10 protein-coding genes and 5 pseudogenes are annotated in these 19,312 nt (G+C 70.0%); 6 read left to right on the top strand and 9 right to left on the bottom strand.

Annotated features, from left to right (window positions below; genetic code table 11):
• The 3 genes from NFU81_RS36740 to NFU81_RS36730 form a co-directional block, all read right to left on the bottom strand.
• Positions 1-768 (bottom strand): CbrC family protein, encoded by a 768-nt coding sequence (locus NFU81_RS36740; protein WP_251500304.1) that lies wholly within the window; start codon positions 766-768, stop codon positions 1-3.
• A gap of 715 nt (positions 769-1,483) precedes the next feature.
• Entirely contained in the window at positions 1,484-4,474 is a 2,991-nt protein-coding gene (locus tag NFU81_RS36735) for a helix-turn-helix transcriptional regulator (protein WP_422665382.1), read from the bottom strand.
• 1,044 nt (positions 4,475-5,518) lie between these two features.
• A complete protein-coding gene (locus NFU81_RS36730; RefSeq protein WP_251500325.1) occupies positions 5,519-6,487 on the bottom strand; it encodes a helix-turn-helix domain-containing protein in 969 nt (322 codons plus the stop codon).
• Between the two features lie 243 nt (positions 6,488-6,730).
• Here NFU81_RS36730 and NFU81_RS36725 point away from each other — a divergent pair, with 243 nt between their 5' ends.
• A complete protein-coding gene (locus NFU81_RS36725; RefSeq protein ID WP_251500299.1) occupies positions 6,731-10,666 on the top strand; it encodes a carboxypeptidase regulatory-like domain-containing protein in 3,936 nt (1,311 codons plus the stop codon).
• Between the two features lie 118 nt (positions 10,667-10,784).
• Here the strand turns inward: NFU81_RS36725 and NFU81_RS36720 are convergent.
• Positions 10,785-11,081: pseudogene (locus NFU81_RS36720) on the bottom strand (hypothetical protein); the annotation flags it as partial.
• Positions 11,082-11,287: 206 nt separating this feature from the next.
• A pseudogene (locus NFU81_RS36715) lies at positions 11,288-11,470 on the bottom strand (ISAzo13 family transposase); the annotation flags it as partial.
• Here NFU81_RS36715 and NFU81_RS36710 point away from each other — a divergent pair.
• A pseudogene (locus NFU81_RS36710) lies at positions 11,411-11,617 on the top strand (IS5/IS1182 family transposase); the annotation flags it as partial. The pseudogenes NFU81_RS36715 and NFU81_RS36710 overlap by 60 nt on opposite strands.
• An 18-nt stretch (positions 11,618-11,635) precedes the next feature.
• Here the strand turns inward: NFU81_RS36710 and NFU81_RS36705 are convergent.
• Positions 11,636-12,122: pseudogene (locus NFU81_RS36705) on the bottom strand (integrase); the annotation flags it as partial.
• Positions 12,123-12,345: 223 nt separating this feature from the next.
• Positions 12,346-13,005: a TetR/AcrR family transcriptional regulator gene (locus NFU81_RS36700; protein ID WP_251500296.1), complete on the bottom strand. Its 660-nt coding sequence runs from the start codon at positions 13,003-13,005 to the stop codon at positions 12,346-12,348.
• A gap of 143 nt (positions 13,006-13,148) precedes the next feature.
• Between NFU81_RS36700 and NFU81_RS36695 the strand changes: the two genes are divergently transcribed.
• Positions 13,149-13,793 carry a class I SAM-dependent methyltransferase gene (locus tag NFU81_RS36695; RefSeq protein ID WP_251500294.1) on the top strand — a complete coding sequence of 215 codons (645 nt, stop codon included), beginning with the start codon at positions 13,149-13,151 and terminating at the stop codon, positions 13,791-13,793.
• A 5-nt stretch (positions 13,794-13,798) separates the two neighbouring features.
• Entirely contained in the window at positions 13,799-14,458 is a 660-nt protein-coding gene (locus NFU81_RS36690; protein ID WP_251500292.1) for a DUF2218 domain-containing protein, read from the top strand.
• Between the two features lie 55 nt (positions 14,459-14,513).
• Here the strand turns inward: NFU81_RS36690 and NFU81_RS36685 are convergent.
• Positions 14,514-15,197, bottom strand: a pseudogene (locus tag NFU81_RS36685) (permease); the annotation flags it as partial.
• Positions 15,198-15,642: 445 nt separating this feature from the next.
• Positions 15,643-15,789, bottom strand: coding sequence for a tyrosine-type recombinase/integrase (locus NFU81_RS36680; RefSeq protein ID WP_251500290.1), 147 nt, complete (start codon positions 15,787-15,789; stop codon positions 15,643-15,645).
• A 637-nt stretch (positions 15,790-16,426) separates the two neighbouring features.
• Here NFU81_RS36680 and NFU81_RS36675 point away from each other — a divergent pair.
• A complete protein-coding gene (locus NFU81_RS36675) occupies positions 16,427-17,743 on the top strand; it encodes an IS4 family transposase (protein WP_274038188.1) in 1,317 nt (438 codons plus the stop codon).
• Positions 17,744-18,500: 757 nt separating this feature from the next.
• Entirely contained in the window at positions 18,501-19,130 is a 630-nt protein-coding gene (locus NFU81_RS36670) for a nuclear transport factor 2 family protein (RefSeq protein ID WP_251500285.1), read from the top strand.
• Positions 19,131-19,312 lie beyond the last annotated feature (182 nt).

The raw sequence follows: 19,312 nt of genomic DNA, 5'->3' as shown, positions 1-19,312 counted from the left end.
CTACGATGCGTCGACATAAGCGGGATGCGTCGTGCAGACCGTGCAGCGGAAGAGCAGGGCGGTTGCCGAATCACCCAGGTGGGTCAGGAACTGCTCAAGCTGAGCTTCGTCCCGCCCGCCGCCGAGGCGCAAGTCGGCTCGCAGCTGGGCCAGAGCGTCAGGACGCGCGGCCAGCTCGGCGTACCCGACCTCACCCACGAAGGCGGCTGCGGTCTGGCAGTGGACGAGCCAGTGGGGATCCTGCCAGGCCTGGAAGCCAGGGGTGCGGCGAGTGACCTCGTGCAAGACGTCCTCGCCGACATCATCGAGTCCAACGGAATCGGCAAACTCGCCTTCGAATCGTTCAGCCGCGCTTCCGTCAGCGATGCACCACGGGCAGAAACGTCCGTTGACCTCGCGGGCCGTATAGAAGGTCGCCGTGTAGATCCAGCCCCTCTCACGCTCGCAGCAAGCGCAGGCCTCGGCGGCCTCGCGGATGGACCCACTTGCGACCGGATCGGTGCGTATGGCCCTTTCGGCGTGAGCGTTCATTCGCGGAGTCTGTGGCGCGGTCTTCAGGATCTTGATGCCGTCCGCGGTGAAGACGGCGTCGAAGGCTTGGGTGCACTTGCTGTCGCGGTCGCGCAGCAGGTAGCGGAGGCCGGTTCCGCGTTGACGGAGGTCGGTCAGCAGGTTGCGGGCGAGTTGTGTGGTCCAGGCTGCGGTGGGGTGGGCGGTGATGCCGAGGATGTGCACGGTGCGGCTGCCGACCTCCATCACGTAGAACACGTAGGGCCGTCGCAGGGTCAGGTGTCGACGTGGAAGAAGTCGGCGGCCAGCAGTCCGGAGGCCTGGGCGCGCAGGAACTCCCGCCACGTCGGAGTACCGCGGTTGCGTCTGGGAGCTGGGTCGAGGCCGGAGCTGTGGAGGCTGCGACGCGGTGGCCGAGGCGTCGCAGCTCGCCTTGGATTCTGGTGTACCCCCAGGTCGGATTCTCGTGGGCGAAGCGCAGGATGAGGGCGGTGAGATTCTCGGAGATGGGCGGACGTCCGGTCTGGGAGGGCTTGTGCTTCCACTTCCATCGGAGCAGTCGGCGATGCCAGACGAGGAGGGTGCGCGGGGTGACGAGGCGGTGGCGGCGCAGCCTGGTCGGGAGGTGGCGGGCGAGGGCGGCGAGTGTGGCGCGGTCCGGCCATGTCGGGCGCGGCTGAACCCCGAGTTGTCGACGGAGCACGGCGACCTCGTGTCGCAGCACGAGGATCTCAACGTTCTTGGCATCCTCCGACCGATGCAGTAGCAAGAGCAGCCCGAGCGGCCGGACGAAGATCAGGTACAGCGAGCGCAACGCCATGGAGCCGGAGCATGCCATGATCGCCCGGAACCGAAAAGTGCCTGATCATGGGCTGCGTTCCAGTTTTGGCACCCCACAGGCAGCCCGGTGATCGCGCACATCGGCTCTGACCAGAACGCATGGGGTAATCAGCAAGGACAGCGTCCGGACACATCAGGCGGAGGCGGTCGTCTCCGGCTCGATCAGACGCTCGCGGTAGGCGATGGCCACGGCTTCGGTGCGGCTCGTGGCGCCGAGCTTGGCGAGGATGTTCGACACGTGGACACTCGCCGTCTTGCCGCTTATGAACAGTTCCTCGCCGATCTGCCGGTTGGTGCGCCCCCGGCCGAGCAGCCGCAGGACATCGCTCTCGCGGGCGGTCAGCGCGGCGATGCGGTCCCCGACGGCCGACGCGCTGGCGAGGCGGCCTCGCCGGACCAAGGCGTCCACCGCCTCACGCAGCGGCACCGCGCCCAGCCGCACGGCGGTGTGCCTGGCCGCGCCGGCCTGTTCGGCGGCCTCCTCCCGGCGGTCGGCACCGAGGAGCGCCTCCGCCAGCCTCCTGCGGCAGCGGGCCAGCTCGTACGGATCGCCGTAGCCGAACGCCGTCACGGCCCGGTCCCAGGCGTCGACGTCCGGACCGGTGGCAGCGCGCACCCCCTCGGCCTCGGCGCGGGACAGCCAGGCCTGTCCCTCGGGGCCCTGTCTGGTGCCGTCCTCGCCCCGGGCGGCCGTGCTCCGGGCCAGCTCCACCAGCTCGCGGGCGGTCCCCGCCCAGCGTTCCGCCGCCGCCGTGTCGCCGGACAGGCGGGACTCCTCCGCCGCGTCGGCGACCGCCGCCAGCGTGAGTGCGGCGAGCCGCACGACTACGTCGGGCCGCTCGTCCGAGGCGTCCGTGAGCGCCTCGACCGACGCACGCGCCTGCCGGACGGATTCCTCGGCGTCGCCGTGCAGGGCCGCCGCGTCGGTCAGTACGACACTCGCGACCAGCGTCGACATCCAATCGAAGGGCTGGTCGAGCAGCGCGCGGGCGCCGGCCACGGCCGCGTCGTGCTCCCCGCGGGCCAAGGCGACGTACAGCGCGGGTCCGGTCGCGAAACCGCCCGCGACCGGGAGGAGTTCGGCGCCGACAGCCGCAGCTTGCGCGCACTCGTCCCAGCGGCCCAGCGTGTAGAGCAGCAAGGACTGCAGATAACGCAGCTCCAGGGCGTAGGGCGAGGACAGGAGACCTGCGTGGCGGGCGCGGTCCAGGCCGTCGCCGATCCAGGTCAGGGCCTCGTCCAGATCACCGGATTCGTAGCAGCCGATGGCCAGGTTGAACAGGGCGCGTACCTCTACCGGGCGGTTCCCGGCAGTGCGGGCCAGTTCACGGGCGCGGCGCAGCCGGTCCCGGCCCTTGGCGCTCCGCCGGTTGTGCGCCTCCATGCCGACCAGGGAGATCAGCAAGTCGGCCTGAGCATCTGCAAGGTGGAGCAGCTCGGCGATCTCCAGCGCCTGTCGGGCGACCTGCTCGGCTTCCTCCTCCCGCCCCACATAGCGCGCGGCCATGACGTGGGTCGCGGCCGCCCACACCCAGGTGTACGAGGGAGGCTCGGCTGGGATCAGCGCGAGCGCCTCGCTGCTGTAGGTGAAGGCGTCGGCGAGACTGTCGACGCGCATCAGGTTGCCCGCGAGGGTGTAGCGCACCCGCGCGGCGAGTTCGGAGTCGGTGTCCTCGCCGGCCCGGGCGAGCGCCGAGCGGGTGAGCTGGACCGCGCGATGGGGTTCACCCGCGCGGGCGGCGGCGGCCGAGGCGCGCAGGGCGAGGGTGATGGTGCCGCCGGTCGCGGGGCGGCTGGACTCGTCGACCGCGGCCCACAGTTCGAGGGCGGTTTCCAGGTGGCGCAGCTCCGCGGCGGGCGCGCCGACGCGCTGGGCGTGGTCGGCGGCCTCGAGGGAGGCGGCCAGCGCGTCGGCCAGGTCGTGGCTCTCGCGCGAGTGGTGGGCTCGCTCCGCCGCGCTCTCCGCCGAGCGGCCTCCTTGTGCGAGGAGCCGGGCGAACAGTCCGTGCATCCGGACTCGCTCGCCCGGCAGCAGGTCCGCGTACACGGCCTCGCGGGTGAGGGCGTGCCGGAACGAGTACGTCGCGTCGTCGCCGGGGCGCAGCAGTTGGTGTCCGACCGCCTCGCGCAGCGCCGACTCCAGGTCCTCGGTCGGCAGTTGTACGGCGTCACGCAGCAGGTCGTGCCCAACGCGGCGCCCCGCGACGGCCGCCGTGCGCAGCACCTGCTGGGCGGTCTCGGAGAGTTGCTCGATCCGGATGAGCAAGACGTCGGCGAGGCCCCCGGGTACGGCGAAGGAGTCGGGGGTGTCGTGGCCGGGCAGTGCGGCGAGCAACTCCTCGGCGTAGAAGGCGTTTCCCTCTGCGCGGTCGATGATGCGGCGGACCGTGCTGTCGGAGACGGGGCCGGTGCGCAGCGCGTGCACGAGCCGTGCCACGTCCGCGTCGGCCATCGGGCGCAGTTCCATCCGTTCGACGGAGGGCAGCCGGATCAGCTCGGCGAGCAACGGTCGCAGGGGGTGGCGGCGGTGCAGGTCGTCCGCGCGGTAGGAGGCGAAGACGGCGAGGCGGCGGGGAGGGCCGCCGGGGGAGGGCCGCTGGAGGACGCCTCGGCTGAGCAGGAAGCGCAGCAGGTCGCGGGAGGACTGGTCCGCCCAGTGCAGGTCTTCGAGGATCAGCAGGAGCGGGGTCAGGTCTGCGAGATCCGCGAGGAGTCCGGTGATGCCCTCGTAGAGCTGGAGGTGGTTGCCGGGGTCGGGTGCGCCGCCGGTCCGGGAGGCCGTGTCGATCAGGCGGTCCACGGCGGGGTGTGCGGCGAAGGCCGGGGCGAGCCGGTCGTCGTCGGCGGCCGCGCCGAGGATCTCCGTGAACGGGAGATAGGGCAGACCCACGTCACCGAGGTCCACGCAGTGGCCGGTCAGGACGGTCATGCCGGTGGCGGCCGCGTGCGCGGCCACCTCCGTGAGCGTGCGGGTCTTGCCGACGCCGGCATCTCCGGCCAGCAGAACGGCGCGCGGATCGCCGGCCGAGGCCCGCTCCAGCACGCCGGTGAGCCGGGCGAGGTCGTTCTCCCGGCCGATGAACGGCGTACCGAATGTCTGTGCCACCTGGCCATCCTGGCACATCCCGCCCACAACCCCCGGTGCGTTACCGGGGCCACGGCCACGGGCGCGGCCGCGTGTCGCACGACCGTCATTACAGCGCGTTGCCGCAATGTCGGGCACAGGCGGGTCGGCCGGACGAACTCGTCCAGCTTGCGGTCCTGTCGTAGCGGATAACGATGTCGCGCCAGCGCAAAACGCGGGTTCACCGTTCGAGGGTGTTGCGCTGTTTGTAGGCCTCGCGGCCGGAGGATAATTTCCTGGCGCTCGGACCTGTCCTGGAACTTCTGGAAAGAACAGCCGATGCAAGCGGTACTCGACGGAACGGTCCTTGCGGACGCAGACGAAGCTGACGTGGCCTCGATCGAGGGCAACTGGCGGTGAAAGTGGTGGTGGGCGAGGTCGATGGGGCGTGGGGGTGTGGCTTGGGTTTGTGATGGAGAGAGCTGGGCCAGGGCACGGTGAGGCCGGTGCTTCAAGAGGAAGTTGCGGGCGGCCTGGGGTGGTCCATAGGCCGGTGCGGTTGGCGGTGACGCCGAGCAGGTGCCCCCGTCGGCTGCGGTGTTCGAGTAGGACCAGGGCGTAGATGCGTGTGAGGTTGATGGTGTCGACGTGCAGGAAGTCGACCGCGACGTCGGCCGGTTCGCAGCGCACGCGCGGGACCTGCCGCCGCAGAATCGCGTTTTCATGCCGCAACACCAACAACTCCGCCTCCTTGGAGGCGTCACGCCGCAGCAGCAACGCGGGCAGCGAGAGCAGACGACGGGTTACGGCGTACACCGTTGACATGATCACGAAACATGGTCCCAGTCGAAGAAGAGCCGCTGCTCGGGGAGCTGGGCTCCGGGTTCTTCACAGCGACGCGCTACAGAACCAGGCGACGATTCGTGTTTTTGAGCCCCACAGGTACGCCTGCTCGTATTCGTCGGGCGGGGGTAGTCGAGGGCGCACGGGCGTCCCGCGCCGGGTGATCTTCCGGCTGTACCCGTATGAAGGGTTCCGGCCGCCTGAAGTCCTGGCGCATATTCCGGAGGGTCCGGCGCAGAGCAGGCCGCGTCGGACATCCGCTCAGGCCCAACCGCGCCGCACGACTTCCATTCCCGCTTGGAAACGGGTCTCGGCCCCCATCTCCCGCATCATCTTGTGGATGTGGCGGTGGACCGTCCGCACGCTCCACCCGAGCGTCCGGGCGATCGTCTCGTCGGTGGCCCCGGTCGCGAGCAGGCCCAGGAGCCGGTCGGCGGTGGCTGGTTGGTCGGTCTCGCCGTCGGCCCGGTTGAGCCGGTTGAAGGCCACGGCCCGGTCCCAGATCGCCTCGAAGAGCTCGCTGAAGGCGTCGAGCATGGACGACGGCCGCACGAGGTAGGCCGCATCGGCCACGGCTCGCCGCGAGATCGGGATCAACGCGAGCTGGTCGTCGCAGAGCACCATCTTCATCGGTACGTGCCCGGAGACCCGCGCACGCTCGCCGTGCTGGATTCGCCGCCAGACGTCGTCGAGGCGGCCCGGAACCTCGAGGGCCGACGGGTGGTAGACGACGCGGTACACCAGCCCGCGCTGCTCGGCTTGGCTGAACTGCTCGGGATTGCCGGCCACCGGGTGGTCGAGGTAGGGCGGCGTGTCGAACGCTCGGATCTGGTCTTTCGCGGTGCGCTGGAGCCGGATGACGGCGTTCTGGACGTTGACCGCACCGTCGACAATCTCGATCAGCGAGGCAGGATCGGGCATGTCCCTGTCGAGTGACGCTTGTTCGGTCGCGAGTTGCTGCGCGTGTGCCCGCAGCTGCATCAGTTCCCGCTGACGCTCCGCGATGAGCGAGCCGGCTGCGGCATCGGGAGGCACGGCGACGTACTGGACAGGGCTCACGGGCAGCCGCGTGGCCAGCCCGCGCTCGACCAGCCGCCCCAGAATCCGGATCGTCTGGCCCCGCGGCAGGGCGATGTCGGCCGCGAGGGTCTCGGCCGAGCTCCGGCCTCGCCGCACCAGGGCCTCGTAGGCGAGTGCGTCGACGCCGGGGATGCCGACAGCCTCCCACATGGTCACCCCTCATCAGTGCACGTCAGGAACCTGACAGGTGACAGGTATCCGCACCCGGCAACAATTGTCGGCCGAGTCTACCGTCTGACAGGATCCTGCCAACCCGCTTGAGATGGCAGGTAGTTGACACATAGCGGGAGTGAGACGGGAGCCCGGCACATGCGTTCACCTACTCGACACAACAGACGGGCGACACACCTGTCGCTCCGCTCGGTGACAGTGGCGATGGCGATGGCGATGGCAATGGCCATCACAGCCGCGACCGCGGCGGTTCTGCCGACCATTGCCCACGCGGCCGACGGTGCCCCAGCCGGAACGCCCGCGCCCCCGGCTGCCACGGCACCAGCGCCGCCCGCCCGCCTGGCGGCACAGACCACGCCCGGGAAGTTCGCGGTGCCGGCAGGATGCAACGTCGGCCACAACACCGGTCCGGGCGACGAGAGCAACGACACCTCGTACGCGCGCTGCTTCGCCGACGGTCTGGCCGACGCGCAGGGCCGGCTCGTGCAGCAGGACGACGAGCCGCTGCCGACCTCGCTCGGGCCCGCCGACATCCAGCAGGCGTACAACCTGCCGTCGGGCGGCGACGGCCGCACAGTCGCCATCGTCGACGCGTTCGGCTACGCCAGCGCGGAGTCCGATCTGGCCGTCTTCCGCGCCCACTACGGCCTTCCCTCGTGCACGACGGAGAACGGCTGCTTCACCAAGGTCGACCAGCGCGGCGGCACGGACTACCCGGCTGAGGACCCCGACTGGTCGATCGAGACGGCGCTCGACCTCGACGCCGTCTCCGCGGCCTGCCCCCGGTGTCACATCCTTCTGGTGGAGGCGGACAACAACGGCTCACCGAACCTCGGGCAGGCGGTCGATACCGCCGCCCGTCTGGGCGCCGCGGCCATCTCGAACTCGTACGGCGTGGCCGGGGAGATCCCCTTCGAGTCGTACTACGACCACTACTACGACCACCCGGGCATCGCCGTGACGGCCTCGACCGGCGACTACGGCAACGTGCAGAGCTATCCGGCGACCGATCCCGACGTCATAGCCGTCGGCGGCACAACCCTGACCAGGGACTCGCCCTCGCCACGCGGGTGGACCGAGACCGCCTGGGCGGACGGGGGCAGCGGCTGCTCGCTGTACGAACCCGCACCCGACTTCCAGCAGGACGTCGCAACCGGGTGCTCGGGCAACCGTGCGACCGCCGACGTCGCCGCGGACGCCGACTCGGTCAGCGGCCTCGCCGTCTACAACACCCTCGGCCAGGACGGCTGGGCGCAGTGGGGTGGCACCTCCCTGGCCTCGCCGCTCGTCGCCGCGATGTACGCACTCGCCGGCCCGGCGGTGCCCGGCACCTACCCGGCGAGCTACGTCTACCGCAAGGGCGCGTCACTCAATGACGTAACAGAGGGCACCGACGGCTTCTGCGGCGGGATCGAGTGCACCGCAGGCCCCGGCTGGGACGGCCCGACCGGCGTCGGAACGCCGAACGGCGTCTCCGCGCTCACGCTCGGCCCGTCCGCCGACGTCACCGGCACGGTCACCGCGGGTCGCGCGGCGCTCCCCGGCGCAACGATCACCCTCACAGACCCCTCCGGCTACGCCTTCCACGGTGTCACCGACGCGCACGGCCGCTTCGACGTCGCAGTCGCGGCCGGCACCTACCGGATGGTGATATCCGACTTCGGGTACGACACCAGCGCCCTCGACGGGATGACCGTCACGGCGGGCGACAGCGTCAGGCGCTCCGTCGATCTCAGGAAACTGCCGACCCGCACCGTGACCGGCAGGGTCCACGACGCCTCGGGGCAGGGCTGGCCGCTCTACGCCGAGATCACCGTCAAGGGCGTCCCGAACGGCGCCGCCTTCACCGACCCCTTCACCGGGCGGTACAGCCTGCAACTGCCGGTGGGGACGTCGTACACGTTGAGCGCGGCGCCCGTCGACATGCCCGGCTACCACACCACGACGGCCACCATCGACCTCGGCGCCGGTTCCGGCACGATCACCCATGACATCGGGCTCGACGTCGACACCTCGACCTGCACCGCCGCCGGCTACACCTACACCTACGACGGCGTCGGCACCGACTTCGAGGGCTGGTCGGCCGCGCAGGACGGCTGGGCGGTCACCGACGACGCCGGCGAGGGCAAGACATGGGTCTTCGACGACCCCGGCCAGAAGGGCAACCTGACCGGCGGGAACGGCCGGTTCGCGATCGTCGACGACTGGTACGACCCGGCCCCCCACGACACCAGCCTGCTGACACCCACGTTCAGCTTTGCGCACCAGAGGAACCCGCAGATCGGCTTCAACACCTACTACTTCAACCCCGGGTTCGGCACTCAGGCCGGCTACGTCGATCTCAGCCTCGACGGCGGCGCCAGCTGGCAGACGGTCTGGACGGCGCCGGACAGGACGGTCCAGGGCCAGGTCACGGTGCCCGTGCCGCAGGCGGCCGGGGCGTCGGACGTCAAGGTCCGCTTCCGGTTCGTCGGGGTCTACGACAACTACTGGGAGATCGACAACGTCTTCGCGGGCTCACGCTCGTGCGACCCCGTCGCAGGCGGCCTCGTCGCCGGCCAGGTCACGGATGCCAACACCGGTGCCCCGCTGACGGGCGCCGAGGTCTCAGAGCAAGGCGGCACCCCCGCTGTCACCCAGGCCACGACCGACGACCCGGCACTCGGCGACGGCTTCTACTGGCTCTTCGCGCCCGGAACCGACGGCCGGCCGATGACCGCAGCCGGTCGCCACTACACCACGGCCACGGCAACGGCCGCTCCCCGAGCCCATGCGGTCGTCAACCACGACTGGGCACTGCGGGCCGGGCAGCTCACGGCCGGACCGGCGTCGATCTCGGTGCACTCGGGCGGCGGCTCTCCCACGACCTCTCGGACGCGCACCCTGACGCTGCGCAACACCGGCACCGGCCCCGCGACGGTGACTATCGTGGCGCACGACCGCGGCTTCACCCCTCCTGGCGGGAGACACCAGGACACCTCGCCCGGAGCGCGGCTGAAACAGACGAGGGTGGCTCCGTCGCCGCGCCCCTTCGGCCCCCTTGCTCCCGGCCACGCACCTGACGCCGGACCGCTGCCTCCGAAGGACGCCTCGGTCAACCCGGTCTGGTCGGACCTGCCGGACTACCCCACTCCGATCATGGACAACGTCGTGGCGGAGAACGACGGGACCGTCTACTCGGTAAGCGGTCTCAACGACTCGGGAGTCACGGCCGACGGAGCCGCGTACGACTCGTCCGCCGGGTCGTGGCGAGCGATCACCCCCATGCCGCAAGCCCGCGAGAACGCCATGGGCGGGTTCGTCAACGGAAAGCTCTACGTCACCGGCGGCTGGGACCCGCAGGGCAACCCGACGTCGACGACGTACGTCTACGACCCGGCCAGGGACTCCTGGTCACGGGTGGCGGACATGCCGGCACCGGCAACGGACGCGGCCGCAGCCGTCCTGGGCGGCCGCCTCTACGTCGTCGCGGGCTGCTCCACCGCCACCTGCGACGCCGCGTCATCCGTGTACCGGTACGACCCCCACACGGACGCCTGGACGAAGCTGGCCGACTACCCGCAGGACGACGTGCTGCTCGGCTGCGCGGCCTCGGGCGACGGGCTGGTCTGCGCAGGGGGAATCGGGCCGGTGACGAACGACGCGTCCGACGCGGCGTACCGGTACGTCGCCGGGTCCGACACGTGGACGCGCATCGCCGACCTGCCACGCCCCACCTGGGGAATGGCCTACGCAGGCGTCGGAGGAAAGCTGCAACTCGTCGGCGGTATAGCCGCTTACCAGATCACCAACCAGGCGGAGGAATACGACCCCACCGCGGGTGCGTGGTCGGCGCTGCCCAACGCGACCTACGCCCTCTACCGTGGCGGCGCGGCATGCGGTCTCACGCGCGTCGGCGGCGGGCTCGACTCCTCCGCAGCAACGCCGTACACCGAGGCGCTACCGGGGCAGGACGCGTGCGTCACCGGCTCGGACGTCGGGTGGCTCTCGACGTCCCGGACCCAGGTGACCGTCCCGGCGGGCAAGACCGTGACCGTCCAGGTGCGCGCGGATGTCTCCGCGGCGTCCACCCCCGGCACGTACCAGGCCCAGCTGGCATTCGTCAGCGACACGCCCTACACCATCCCGCCGGTGACCGTGGCACTCACGACCCGGTGAGGCAACCCGGCGGTGCCGGGTCGGCCGGGGCTACCCGCCGGCCCGGCACCGCTGATTCACGCCTGCGTGCCCCACTTCCTCCACGTCCTTCCCCCGGCAGTCCCCGAGGCCGGGTGTGTCAATTCGGCTCTGTTCCGTAGCCGGTGGTGACCGTCGGTGGCACTCGTTGGAGCAGGCTGAGGTGACGGAGGAGGTCGAATCCTGCCCGGCCGCCGCGGTGGGGCAGGGTGAGGCCGGTACTCACTGCGGCGCGGTCGAGTTCGAGGCCGTTGCAGAAGCTGTGCAAGTGGGGCAGGTCGGCAGTGCGCACGGTGGTGATCGGCTGGGTGAGCTTGTCGTTGCTGGCCTGGGCCGGGGTCACAAGCGCGGCGAGCTCGCCGGTAAGTCGGGCGAGTACAGAGCCAGTCGCTGGACAGCCCCCCCACACACAGGGGCTGCCCCCGCTGATGTACGGCTCCGCGCGAGCCAGCCTCGTCGGTTCGCCAACCGCGCGAGTCCTCGCCCAGTAGCGCAGGTTACGGAGCCCACGCCACCGCCGAACTCCCATGCACTGCCGCGCACGTCCGCATGCGTTCTCGGGCAACGCGAGCCCCGGAATAGGACCTAAGGGCTTGCAGATGGTAAGCCGGGCGGGCGGCCGCGCGGGGTATCACTGTCGGGGGACAACGTCCCTGTCAGGGCGTCCAGGTGTTGCCGGGACATGCCGGTCAGGGCGGGATCGGACAACAGGGCCTGGTCCCACTGCGGGGCCGGCGCCTGCGAAGCCCGGGTCGCCGGGACGGCAGGCCACCGGCCTTCGACCGCGAGGCATACAAGCAGCGCAACACCGTCGAACGCTGCATCAACCGCTTGAAACAGTGGCGAGGCATCGCCACCCGCTACGAGAAGACCGCGACCATCTACCTGGCCGGACTCCACATCGCGGGCATCTTCCTCTGGTCAGCGCGGTGATCCAAACGAAACTGCCTAGCTCGCTCGTTCCGGCGCGGGTGGGATGCCGTGCTCCTTGAGGATCTCCCACACTCTGGAGGCGGCGACCGTGATCCCCAGGCCGCGAGTTCGCCGTGGATGCGCCGATACCCCACGAGGAGTTCTCGCGGGCGAGGCGCAGGATCAGGGCGCGGATCGAGCGGACGGTGGGACGGCGTCCACGCCGTCTCGGTACGCAGGTCGCAGCATGGCGGCGTTTGAGCAGGTTGCGGTGCCAGCGCAGGACCGTGTCGGGGCGTACCAGGAGAAGGAGCTGGTGCAGCTTGTCGACAGGGAGGTGGTGGAGCAGGCCGGCGAGGATGGCGCGGTCGGTGTCGGTGAAGGCAGGTTTGTTGACCTGGCGTTGCAGGACGAGGAGCGCAAGGATCTCGATGTCCTTGTCGCGGTCGCTCACCGTCAGCAGGCGCAGGAACGCGAAGGCGTTGGTCGCGGCGAGGTAGCCAGGCGTAGCAGCACGACAGATCATGATGCCGTCTATGCCCCGTGCAGATGAAGAGTTTGAGGTGAGGGCAGGACAGCCGGAGATCGGCGATCAAGTCCGTGACCTGGACGGATGATTTATCGGCACCCGCAGGGCCGCAGGCGGGTGGAGGAGCGCGCCGCGCACTGACCGCCGGCGCGGCCCATGGAGAGGTGAGCACCTGCCCTGAACCGGCGGCGCGTAGGACCTGGCCCCCGGGGCTCGCTGGTCAGTGGGCTGTGGGGCGGCGATGCGCGGGGTGGTGCCCCGGCTGGACCGTGTCGTCGGCGGCGGAGCAGGGCTGCTCGGTTTCGGCGCGGGGGTGCAGCCCGGCCAGGGTGACGGTGACCAGCCGGTGGACGGCGGCCTTCGACGGCAAGCCGCCCGCCGCCGTCAGGGCGTGCAGGCAGTAGTGCGCGAGTTCGTCCGGGGCGATGTCGCCCCGCACCTCGCCGTCCTTGGCGGCCTCGGCCAGCAGGTCCCGCACGAAGTCGGTGAGCTGCCGGTGGGCCCGGGCGACGTGCTCGCCCTGGTGGAGAAGCGCGGAGAGGTCGGTGCCGTGATGCCCGTGCCGCCCGTGGGTGATGAGCGCGTACGCGTGCAGCACGGCCGCGAGCCGCTCGCCGGCGGTGCCGGCACGGTCCCGTGCGGCGATCAGCTGTTCGAGGTGGGCGGTGATCCGGCGTTCATGCCAGGCGGTCAGGACCGCCTCGACGTCCGGGAAGTACTTGTACAGCGTCGCCCGCCCGATGCCGGTCTCCTGGGCGATCCGCGACATCGTCACCGAGAGGAGCCCGCCCTGCTCGACCAGGGCCGCGGTGGCGTCCAGGGCCGCGTCGCGCACCGCGGCACGATGAGCGTCGATCGTCTCGTTCCAGAGCTTCGGCACGACCCGATGATACATCCCGCCCCGAAAGTGACACCATGACATTGACATAGACAACCTGTATCGATAAACCTTGATCGGTCAGGACGCACCCCGGGGCTCGGCGAGTTCCGGGCGTCGTCACGTCACGCTCGGACGGGATCGGCATGCAGGAGCAACCCCTTCACGCACACCGGCCGCAAGACCTCCCCCGGGGCCCGCACGGCGGCCGGCCGGACTGGGACGCGGTCTACGCCGGCCGCCCCCGGTGGGACATCGGGCGGCCGCAGCCGGCCTTCCTCGCCCTCGCCGAGGCCGGAGCCATCACCGGCCGTGTGCTGGACGTCGGCTGCGGCACCGGCGAGCACGTTCTGATGTGCGCCGGACTCGGCCTGGAGGCCACCGGCGTGGACGTCGCCGCAGCCGCGATCGCCGCTGCCGAACGCAAGGCGCACGAGCGGGAGCTGACCGCACGGTTCTGCCGGCAGGACGTGACACGGCTGGCCAGCCTCGGCGAAACCTTCGACACCGTGCTCGACAGCGGGCTGCTGGTCCACGTCATCGACGACCCCGAGGTCCGTACCGCCTACCTCGCCGGACTGCGGGCAGCGGTGCCCGCAGGCGGCAGATACTTCCTGCTCTGCTTCCGCGACCCCCGATCCGACCCCAGGGCACGCCACCTCACCCCGCAGGAGATCGCCACCTGCTTTGCCGACGGCTGGCACCTCGACACTGCCGCCGAGACCACCCTCGACAGCCGCATCGACCCAGGGGGCATCCCCGCCTGGCTCGCCACTCTCACCAGGATCTGATCCCCATGACCACCGACGGAACCCGGAAGCCGAGCGCGATGCCGGTCATGGAAGCCCGCATCACCACGAAGCGGGCGAGCCGTTACCTCACCCAGTTCTGCAAGCACGCCACCGCCATGGGCAGCGCCGGCCACACATCCCGGCTGCACCTGCACGGTGCGGCATCCCACCGCGACGTGACGGTTACCGCCGAATGGTCCGACACCCAGGCGACGGTCACCTTCACCCCATGGGGCCGGTGCACACTCCTGGCCGACGACGACACCCTCGTGCTGCGCATCGACGCAGCCGACGACGAGGGCCAGCGGCAGATCAGGGACGTCATGACCAGGGACCTCGAACGGTTCAGCCGCCGCGACCCGCTGACGGTGGCCTGGCACCAGTGCGCATCCCCCGGTGCCGCCGCCTCGCGAGCCGCGACGGGCGTGATCGGCGATCCCCACCACCGCCCCGTATGGGCGCGCCGCCGCACGGTCCTCATCGCCGTGGCGGTGACCGTCCTGCTCGGCCTGCACCTCGGGCTGGCCGGCACCGTCGTGGCGGACTCGTCCTGGACGGGAATGGCCACCGACGTCGCCGTGGCACTGGTCGCACTCAAGGTCGCGCTCTTCGCCCTGGCCCGCGGCCTGCGCCGCCGCAGGGCCACTGGCCCACACCGCCCGTAGAAGGGACCGACCCGCAGGTGGCACCGCCGCGCGGTTGGACAACGGGGTGCTCTGTTCAGTGATGGTGGCCTGCCTGTCCCTGCTGCGTGGTTCCCCGGCTGTGGCCTGCGGGATGTCCCTCGTCCTCGGCGGGGTTCCCGCCCATCATGCGGAGCATCGCCGTGCCGCCGGTGCGGAAGAACCGGATGAGGAGGGCGGCGGCCAGCAGGAGGAAGGCGATGTTGAGCCAGGTGGTGTAGTTCCAGGTGACGCCTTCCATGGGGAGCTTCGCGTCGGCCTGGTCGGGGATCAGTCCGAGACCGCCGAAGGTGAACTCCACGATGTACCCGGCGATGACGCTCGCGAGGTAGAAGGTGCCGAGCAGGAGCACGGCCATCCTGGCGCCGTAGTACTTCCGGTAGATGTTCAGGATCGGCAGGATCAAGAGGTCGGCGAAGATGAACGCGACGACTCCGCCAAAGCTGATGCCGCCCTTCCACAGCACCACCGCGAGCGGCACGTTGCCGATGGAGCAGACGAACGAGGCGATCGCGACCAGCGGGCCGATGATCGGCCCCCACGGCTTGGACGCCAGCGGGTGGCTGTCGAAGAAGAACGTGCCCCAGAAGGAGTCCGCTACCCAGGCGGCGATGGCTCCGGCAATGAGCAACCCGATGACCAGGTCGCGCAGGATCGCCGCCCACTCCATGACGAAGACGTGGCTGGTGGAGGTGAAGCCCTCACGCGACAGCAGGCGCCGGGGCCGCCGTCGGGGCGGGTGAAGACGAGGCCTTCGAGGGGTGCCTCGTGGGTGAGTGTGGTTCGTGCGCGGTCGGCTTGGCGCCGGAGGGCTGCGGTGACGCGGGGGGAGAGGCTGACCCAGTTCCGGCTGGCCTTGGTCTTGGGCGGGCGAGGCGGACGTCGGGCCAGTGCAGGCCGAGGGCTTCGCCGCGGCGCATGCCGGTGCCGAGGTGGACTTCGAAGATGTCGGCGTACTGGTCGGCGTAGGTCTTGGCGCTGTGGTGGAGGAAGGCTGCGGCTTGCCGGGGAGTCCAGCACAGCCGTTCGTGGGCGGCGGGGCGGTTCATGACGGCGTATCGGGCGGGGTTGAACTCTATGCGCCGGGTGCGCACCGCGGTGTTGAGGGCGCTCGAGAGGGTTGCGCCGCAGCGGTACACGGTGGTGCGTCCGCAGCCGGCGTTCAGTTACTGGTGGGACCAGGCGGTGATGTGGCGGGAGCGCAGGTCGGCGAGTTTGAGGCGGCCGAAGGCCGGGATGAGGTCGTTGTGGATGTAGTCCTTGTAGCGGGCGTAGGTGGTGGGCTTGAGGGCTTCTTCCTTGTGCGTAGCCATTCGTTGAGGTACGAGGCGACGGTGAGGGCGTCGTCGTCGAAGACCCCAGCGGGGTCGGCTTCGAGGAAGGCGTGCAGGGCCTGGATGGCTTCGTTCTCGCTGGGCAAGCCGCTGCGGCGCCGGGTCTGGCGTGGCCCGGTGCCGTTGGGCAGGTCGACGGCGTAGGCCCAGGTGCCGTGATTGGGCGAGCTGTTGAGCTTGGGGCAGCGGGCCCCGTACTGCTGGTTGGCGGTGTTACGGCATCCGCAGCGCCGGTAAACGCGGCCTCGTTGGGCGGGTTGAAGGGGCATGGGGGTAGCTCCTCGGTCAACGATCGGGGGTTCGAACAGCCACCAGCAATCTGTCGTGTGCATGGCGAAGCGGGAGGTGGCGGGGTATGGCGTCAGGGAGGCAACCAATCCCGGGGGCGGCGGGGGTGCCGGTGTGCGGTTGAACAGGGCGAAGGCCCTTTGGGGCAAGGCCGTGAAGTTAGGGCTGCGGGGGCGTTGGTGAGTGTGCTTTGGTCTGCGGTTGCTTGGGACGTGAGAAGCGGAGCCCCGGTAGAACTGGCAGTCGACCAAGACAGCCGTTCACAGCACCGGAGGCTCCGCTGTCGGATCAGTGTGTCATCACGCGTGAAGTCACGGTAGCCAAGGGTTTGTTCGCCCCCGGCCACCTGGGGGAACTCACTCAGATCGTCCCGTTCGAGATGGTCGATGCGGCCCTCACCGAGACTGGTGCCGTCCAGCAACGACTACGGAAGATCCCCGCCCGGGTGGTGGTCTACCTGCTGCTGGCCGCGGCCCTGTTCGAGGACTGCGGGTACCTAGCCGTCTGGCGCAAGCTCACCGCCGCACTGGAGGCGATACCGGTCGCGACGGTCACCGGCACGGCGCTGTGGCACGCCCGGACGCGCTTGGGCGTCCGCCCCATGCGGGCCTTGTTCGACCTGCTGCGCGGGCCGGCCACCGCGATCCGTACCGCCGGCGCCCGTTTCAAGGGCCTGCTGACCGTCGCGATCGACGGCGCCTACCTCGACGTCCCCGACAGCCCGCCGCACCGGGCCCGCCTGGGCAAGGGCACCAACCAGTACGCGGCCTCCGGCTACCCGCAGATCTGCCTGACCGTGCTGGTGGCCTGCGGCACCCGCGCAGTCATGGACGCCGCCTTCGGCCCCCGATCCAGAGGTGAGACCGTCTACGGCAGACGGCTGATGCGCTCCCTTCACGCCGGAATGATCGTCCTGCTGGACCGGGGCTTCTCCGGCAACACGTTCCTTGCCGGCGTCGGCGCCACCGGCGCCGCCTTCCTGGCGCGCGTCTCAGCTACCCGCAAGCCCCCGGTCCTGGCCCGCTTCGAGGACGGCTCCTATCTCTCCCGATTCGCAGGCGCTCCCGTCCGCGTCATCGAGTGCGAGATCACCATCACCACCAGCCAGGGACGCCAGACCGGGCTCTACCGGCTGGCCACCAACCTCCTCGACCACCACCGATACCCAGCATCCGACCTGGTCAGCCTGTACCACGAGCGATGGGAAGTGGAGTCCGCCTACTTCGCGATCAAGAAGTCGATGCTCGGCCGACGCGTCCTGCGCTCCAAGACCTGGGCCGGCATCGCCCAGGAGGTCTACGCCCTGCTCAGTGCCTACCAAGCCCTGCGGATCGCGATCGCCGACGCCACCGGGGCCACCCCCGGAACCGACCCGGACCGGGGCAGCTTCAGCGTCGCGCTCCAATGCGCCCGCGACCAGATCGTCCAGGCCGCCCGCATCATCGCCGGCACCGTGATCGACCTCGTCGGAACGATCGGCCAAGCCGTCCTGAACCAGCTCATGCCCACCCGCCGCCTCCGCATCAGCCCCCGCGCAGTGAAACGACCCCTGTCCCGATACGCATACAAAAGCCTCAAAGTCGACCGACACACCTACACAGCAACCCTCAGCATCAACATCTTGACGCCGACGATCAGCCCCTAACTTCACGGCCTTGCCCTTTGGGGTGTGTCAAGGGACGGGCGCTCGTCGTTCCATCGCGGCGTCAGCGTTCTGATACGGTCCCGCACTTTCCGGTATCAGTTGGCCCGCCGTCGGCATTACCAAGGACAGCAGCGTGGAGGCTGACGGAGCCACAACGTCGCGCCGCTGCGGGTTATTGGACGTTGTCCGAAACCGAGAGGTGGGCGAGACGCTCGGGTGCGGCATCGTGGACCTCTGGGGCGAGGGGGTCGTCGCCCAATGCGCGCAGGCGGGTGCGGACGGGCGCGGCGTCTGGGACCGCGGTGCATGCTTGTTGTTGGACGGTAGGTTCGCAGTCGTCGAGTGATTCGACGACGTATCCGTCGGCGGCTTTGGGTGCGCAGCCGAGCAGGCCTTGGAGAATCGCTGTGAGCTGGTGTGGGCCACCACGGGGGAGTCCGAGGCCAATGAGTGCCTCGCGCCGCTTCTGGGTCTGCCGCAGCTCGCCGTGGTCACGTGGCCGGAGCCCTCCGAGGAGCCCGAGCCGTCAGCCCTGCCGCCAGGGCTGACCCGGGCAGAGACCACCACCGCACGCCCGTGATTGCCGCCCCACCCTGTCCGTCACCCCGATCACCTGGAGGGGCGCTGAGATGCCCGCCCGCCGCCGTACCCGGCCGAGCAGCCTCCACCAGGAGCCCAAGCAGTCACCTGGGCACGGGAGAAGGCCGGCCTGACCAGGCGGGCACTCGCTGACATGACCGGCATCAGCGAGTAGTTGATGGGCGAGATCGAATCTCCGGCCGGCGCAGCGCCAGGAAGCGATTCCGACCGAGATCAGGTCGGGGCAGGTCTCGTGCTGTGGTTATGGTTTGGGGTGCGGTTGGTCAGCGGTGTGGCGATGGCCGTTTCAGCGGTCCCCGTCACCCCGTCGGTGCTGTGCCCGCTGGATCCGGCGCGGCGTGTGCCGTCGCAATCGGCTGAAGATCCGCAGGCTGGCAGGGCAGGGAGGATCGAGATGGGGACGGAACAGGTGGCTCTTGAAGCCGCTCTCCACGATGCCGAGCAGAGGCTGCAGGCCGCTGTTCGATCAGGTGATGCGCAGGCATTGGACCTGCTCCTGGACGACCGTGTCGTCTACACAGGACCTGACGGCAGCACCATGACGAAGGAGGAGGACCTGGGAGCGCACAGGTCCCGGACCCTGGCCGTCGAGGTCTTCGACCAGCAGGACCTGGAGGTGACCGTGGTGGACTCTACCGGGATCACCCGCGTACTGGCCGGGCTTGAGGGCACCGCTGGAGGACATCCGTTCAAGGCACGCCTTCGCTACACCCGCACCTGGATACACGCTGACGGCACCTGGCGCGTCCTTGCCGCCCACGCCAGCGCCGTCCCAGATCTCGGGTAAAGGCTTAGCTTGGCGTTTAACCATGGGGGGCCACCTGACCTGCTGATCTTGGCTTCTTCCGGAGACAGCAAGACGGCCGTTCTTGAGGTGCCCCGAGGTCTCCGGACAGGGATCCAATAGGATCCCTGTGTAAGGAAACGAGAGGCACGACGTGGCACCACCCAGCAAGTACTCGCCGGAGT

The sequence above is a fragment of the Actinacidiphila cocklensis genome, from assembly GCF_907177275.1.
Lineage (GTDB): Bacteria > Actinomycetota > Actinomycetes > Streptomycetales > Streptomycetaceae > Actinacidiphila > Actinacidiphila cocklensis.
Note: the sequence above shows the minus strand (reverse complement) of the source record. Positions and strands in the feature narration are given on the sequence as shown.